At 70.6% G+C, this 5,678-nt stretch carries 4 protein-coding genes; 3 read left to right on the forward strand and 1 reads right to left on the reverse strand.

Features of this window, described 5'->3' with window-relative positions; all coding sequences use genetic code 11:
- Positions 1-438: 438 nt before the first annotated feature.
- On the forward strand, positions 439-2,121 hold the full coding sequence (locus D7Y13_RS37520) for a DUF255 domain-containing protein (RefSeq protein ID WP_120585986.1): 1,683 nt from the start codon (positions 439-441) through the stop codon (positions 2,119-2,121).
- Here D7Y13_RS37520 and D7Y13_RS37525 read toward each other — a convergent pair.
- Positions 2,096-3,046: an alpha/beta fold hydrolase gene (locus D7Y13_RS37525; RefSeq protein ID WP_120585987.1), complete on the reverse strand. Its 951-nt coding sequence runs from the start codon at positions 3,044-3,046 to the stop codon at positions 2,096-2,098. The two genes, D7Y13_RS37520 and D7Y13_RS37525, sit on opposite strands and share 26 nt — an antisense overlap.
- A gap of 148 nt (positions 3,047-3,194) precedes the next feature.
- On the opposite strand from D7Y13_RS37525, the gene D7Y13_RS37530 reads away from it, so the two are divergent.
- Positions 3,195-4,118: a LysR family transcriptional regulator gene (locus D7Y13_RS37530; protein ID WP_120535196.1), complete on the forward strand. Its 924-nt coding sequence runs from the start codon at positions 3,195-3,197 to the stop codon at positions 4,116-4,118.
- A 125-nt stretch (positions 4,119-4,243) separates the two neighbouring features.
- Entirely contained in the window at positions 4,244-5,404 is a 1,161-nt protein-coding gene (locus D7Y13_RS37535; RefSeq protein ID WP_120585988.1) for a trypsin-like serine protease, read from the forward strand.
- The last annotated feature ends 274 nt before the right edge of the window (positions 5,405-5,678 follow it).

The following is a 5,678-nucleotide window of genomic DNA, read 5'->3' on the forward strand; positions in this document are numbered from 1 at the left end:
ACCGGCCGGCCTTCATCAGCTCGACGACCCGCTCACGGAACTCCGGAGGGTATGGGGGGCGTGACTTCGGCATCGTGGGACCCTTTTCGCACAGCGGGTGGGACTCCACGAAACCGGGGCAACTTCACCTCTCCGCGGAGCACGCAGCTCCTTGCTGACGCAAGGCCTGCGCGAGCCGTCCTGGCTTTGCAACCGACTGGACTTGAGGAGCAAAGCCTAGCCCGCGCCCGTCGTGACAAACCAAGGGTCACGGACCACCGCCCGCATGGGTCCGACACGACATACACGGGTGACCACCATTCGCGTCAGAAGGGCCAAGCGCCCCAGCGCGACGCCGTCGTCCGCGACCGCGCGTGTTCGACGTGAAGCTCACCCCACGGCCCCCGGCCCTGACACCCGGTGAAACCATCCGGGCCCCGGGGCCGTACCGTGAAGCACATGCACCGTGCTCCACCGCGCCTCGCGCTCGCCATCATGCTCACCCTGTCCGCCTGCCACCGCGCCGCCGCGCCCGGAGGCCACGTCCGGGCCGGTACGCCCCCGGAGGTGGACATCGTCCGGGCCCGGGCGCTTGGGCAGACACCCGCGTTCACCTGGGAGGATTGGGGTCCGGAGGCCTTCGCGCGGGCGAAGCGCGAGGGCCGCTACATCCTGGTCGATGGCGCCGCCGAGTGGTGCCATTGGTGCCACGTGATGGACGAGACGACCTACCGCGACACCGAGGTGGGCCGGCTGCTGCGCGAACGCTTCGTGGCCATCCGCGTGGACGTGGACGCGCGGCCGGACCTCGCCGAACGCTGGGTGGATTACGGCTGGCCCGCCACCATCCTCCTCACGCCCGACGCGGAGGAGGTGGGCAGGTACCGGGGCTACCTCGCGCCGGAGCGACTGCGCGCCCTGCTCCAACGCGTGGAGGCCCTGGAGGTGGAGGCCCGCGACACCGCGCGCCCGCTGCCGCTGGACCTGCCCGCCGTCCCCGCGATGCTGCCGTGGGTGACCGCCAGCGTCGCCCGGGACCTGGACGGCTGGTACGACCCGAAGGAGGGCGGCTGGGGCCGCACCCAGAAGGCGCCGCTCGGGGCCAACGTGGAGTTCGAGGTGCTCCGCGCCGCGCGCGGGGATGCGGCGGCGCGTGAGCGCATCATCCTCACGCTGGAGCGGCAGCGCGCGGTGCTCGACCCCGTGTGGGGCGGCGTCTATCAATACTCGGCGGCGCCCCACTGGAAGGCGCCCCACTTCGAGAAGCTGATGTTCATGCAGGCATCCAACCTGGAGGCCTACGCGCGGGCCTGGGCCCTGCTGCGGACGCCCGCGCTCCTGGAGGACGCACGCGGCATCGCCCGCTATCTGGAGCGCTTCCTCCAGGCTCCAGACGGCACGTTCTACGCGAACCAGGACGCGGACGTGGGCGCGCACGACCGGAGCATCCCGTTCGTGGATGGGCACGTCTACTACGCGCGGGACGACGCGGGCCGCCGGGCGCTCGGCCTGCCATGGGTGGACCCGCACGTGTACGCGCGGGAGAACGGGCTCGCCGTGGCCGCGCTCGTCACGCTGCACGAAGCCACCGGCGACGCACGGGCCCTCGCCGCCGCGAGGAAGGCCGTGGACGTGCTGCTCGCGACCCACGTGGGCAGCGACGGCGAGGTGTGGCGCGAGGCCACGCCCCACTCGGGCCCGCGCTTCCTGGCGGACGCGGCGGCGCTGGGACGGGCCCTGGCGCTGCTCGCGCGGACCACGGGGGAGGCCCGCTACCGGGACGCGGGCCTGCGCGTGGGCCAGGCGATGCTGCGGGACTTCGCGGATCCGTCAGGAGGCGCGCTCTACGAACAGACGCCGGACCGGGACGCGGTGGGCATGTTCGCCAGGCGGGAGCGCCCGTTCGCGCACAACGTGGCGGCGGCGCGCTTCCTGGCCGCACTGCACGCCCTCACGCAGGACGCGGCGTGGCGCGAGCGGGGCCGCGAAGCGCTCGCGGCGACGGCCTCCCCCGCCACGCTCGGAGCCCAGGGCCGGATGGTGGGCGACTTCCTGCTCGCGGCCGATGCGCTCGGCGTGGTGCCCTGGCCCGAGCGCGGCGCTGAAGCCGCGTGCCTCACGGCGCATCCAGGAACGTGGTGAGCGCGGGAATCACCACCTGGGGCGCTTCCTCCATCAGCCAGTGCCCCGAGCCGGGGACGACCTGGCCCTGGACGCTGGACGCCACCAGCTTCGCCTGTTCGATGAGGCCGTTGCCGCTGGCCTTCTCCCCCGTCAGCACCAGCACCGGCATCGTCAGCGGCGTCGCCGCGAACCCGGCGAAGTCCTGCGCGTCGCGCTCGAAGCTCTTGAAGTACTCGAAGCCCGCCTGCATGCCGCCCGGCTGCGCGTAGGCCTTCGAGTAGAAACGGCGGTCCGCCTCCGGCACCGAGCGCTTCGGATCCGCCGCGAAGTCGTTCCAGAAGTGCTCGAAGTACGTCCGCTCCCGGCCCTTGACCAGCGCCAGGGCCGTCTCGCCGGTGAAGTGGAAGTGCCACAGGTCCCGCAGCAGCCAGACCTGCTTCCAGTCACCGACGCCGGGCAGGAACGCATCCATCAACACCAGCCGCTCCGTGGCCTGGGGGAACTGGGCCGCGAAGGCGTACGCCACCATCAACCCGATGTCGTGCCCCACGATGCGCACGCGCTCATGGCCCAGCGAGGTCGTCAGCGCGTGGATGTCCACCGCCAGCGTCTTCTTGTCGTAGCCGGAGGCCGGCTTGGAGGACCCGCCCGCGCCACGCAGGTCCGGCACGATGACGGTGTGGTGCTGGGCAAGATGGGGCAGCAGCGGCAGCCACATGTGGCCCGTCTGCGTGTAGCCGTGCAGCAGCACCACCGGCGAACCCTGGCCTCCGATGAGGTAGCTCAGGCGGGTGCCATTGACGTCGGCGTGGCGCTGCTCGAAGCCCCGGGGAAGCGACGGGCCCGACGCGGCCCTGGCGGCGGAGGCCACCATCAGCGAGGCGCCCAGACCGGCGGCGCCGGCGAGCAGGGTGCGGCGGGACGACGTGAAGAAGGAGGACATGACGGACTCCAGGACGCGAAGGGGAGCAACCACCCGGCGAGGCGTCGTGCCCCGTCGATGAAGCAAACATAGGGTTCAGCTTCCCTTGGAAGAAGGCAGCGAAGATGGTTCAACCCTTCAGCTTTTGTGAATCTTGAGGAGGCAGGGGATGGACCGGTTGCGCGCATTCGAGGTCTTCGTGACGGTGGTGGCGAAGGGCAGCTTCACGCGGGCGGCGCATGCGCTCGACACATCGCCCGCCAATGTCACCCGGTATGTGAACGAGTTGGAGTCACACCTGGGAACCCGCCTGCTCAACCGCAGCTCGCGCAAACTGTCGCTCACCCAGGGAGGTGAAGCGCTCTACGAGCGGGGCCGCTCCATCCTGGACGAGGTGGCGGAAGCCGAGGCGCTGGCGTCCTCCGCGTCGTTGCAGCCGCGCGGGCGGCTGCGCATCAACGCCCCGGTGAGCTTCGGCATCCTGCACCTGGCGCCGCTCTGGCCCCGCTTCATGGGCCGCTACCCCGACGTGGAGCTGGACGTGGCGCTGAACGACCGGGTCGTGGACATCATCGACGAGGGCTACGACCTGGCCATCCGCGTCTCGCGCGCGGGCGCCACCACCCACGTGGCGCGCAAGCTGGCCACCTCCCGCAACCTCGTGTGCGCGTCACCGGCCTACCTGCGCCGCCACGGACGCCCCAAGGTCCCCGCGGACCTGGGCGACCATGCCTGCCTGGGTTACTCCTACTCCGCCACCGCTGACGAGTGGCAGCTCGTGGATGACGCCGGCGCGGCCTCCAGCGTGAAGGTGCGTTGCGTGATGCACACCAACAACGGTGACACCCTGCGCGCCGCGACACTCGCCGGCACGGGCATCTCCTGGCAGCCCACGTTCCTCGTCGCGGAGGACCTGCGATTGGGCCGGCTCGTGCGCGTGCTGCCCCACCATCACCTGCCGGACATCGACGTGCTGGCCCTCTACCCCAGCCGCCGCCACGTGAGCGCCAAGGTCCGGGTGATGGTGGACTTCCTCGTCGAAGCGTTCACTGGAATTCCACCGTGGGAACGACCGGGCAGCGTCAACGGATGAAACCGGATGAAACATACAGTAGTCATCCGGTTGCGATAAAAAAACGCGCTTGAGGAGTTTACAAGAAGCTCCGGGCTCCTCCACAATGCGCCCGTTTCCGCGAATCCCCCCTATACGAGGTTCACATGCTTTCAGGTCAGGTCGTGCGTGGCTGGGCTACCGCGAGCGTGATGTCGCTGCTGGTCATCGGTTGTGGGCCGCAGGCGAGCCAGGAGCAGGCCCCGAAGGAGGAGGCTCCTGCCGCGGCCACGCAGGAGATCGTCGGTGGTAGCGCCACCACCATCACGGAGAACCCGTGGCAGGTGTCCCTGCAGAGCAGCGGCGGCAGCCACTTCTGCGGCGGCTCCATCATCAACGAGAACTGGATCCTGACCGCGCAGCACTGCGTGAACTCGGGCGGCACCATCAGCAAGCCGGGCCGCGTCGTCGCGGGCATCACCAACCGCACGGCCACCAACGGACAGGTCCGCACGGTCTCCCAGGTCTTCGTGGTCCCGGGCTACGTGGACGCCAACGTCGGCAAGGACGCGGCGCTGCTGAAGCTGTCCTCGCCCCTGGACCTGAGCGGCCCGAACGCGAAGGCCATCCCCATCGTCACGGCGGCGGACGCCGCCGCGGGCGTGACGAACGCGGGCGTCATCTCGCGCGTCACGGGCTGGGGCACGCTGAGCAGCGGCTCCTCCTCGCTGCCGACCACGCTCCAGACGGTCGACGTGGCGCTGATGACCAACGGCGACGTGCAGGCGAAGTACCCGGACGAGGTCATCTCCGCGGACCAGCTGGGCGCGGCCTCCCCCGGCAAGGACTCCTGCCAGGGTGACTCCGGCGGTCCCCTCACCGTCCTCAAGGGCGGCACCCGCGTCCTCGCGGGCATCGTGAGCTGGGGCTACGGCTGCGCGGACTCGCGCTACCCGGGCCTGTACGGCCGCGTGTCGTCCTTCGAGACGTGGATCAACAACACCATCAACGGCACGACGCCTCCGGGCACGACGCTGCTGGAGAAGACGGGCCTGTCCGGCGCCGCCAGCTCCTTCACGCACTACGCCATCACCGTGCCCGCCGGGGCCACCACGCTGACCGTCGTGCAGTCGGGCGGCACGGGTGACGCGGACCTGTACGTGCGCCAGGGCTCGCAGCCCACCACCAGCGCCTACAACTGCCGTCCGTACGCCAGCGGCAACGCGGAGACGTGCACCCTGAACAGCCCCGCCGCGGGCACCTGGTACGTCTCCGTGCGCGGCTACAGCGCGTTCACGGGCGTGTCCATCAAGGCCACCGTCCCGTAGTCGCTGAAACCCACTCCGCTGCTGGAGTCTCGGAAGCCCTCTTCCTCCCACGGGAGGAAGGGGGCTTCTGTGTTTCAACCGGCCCGCCCATGTCGCCCGGATGGTGTAGACCCATCCCATGGCCCGGACCGGACCCAGATCGCCCCGCTGCCCCGACTGCAACGCCCCCTTCGCGCTCAAGCCCGGGCAGACGCACTACACCTGCGGCTACTGCGGCATCGCCTTCGACCTGGGGAGCACGCAGGCCCGGCCCCCCGTCTACCGGCCCCCGGGC

The sequence above is a fragment of the Corallococcus praedator genome (assembly GCF_003612125.1).
GTDB lineage: Bacteria > Myxococcota > Myxococcia > Myxococcales > Myxococcaceae > Corallococcus > Corallococcus praedator.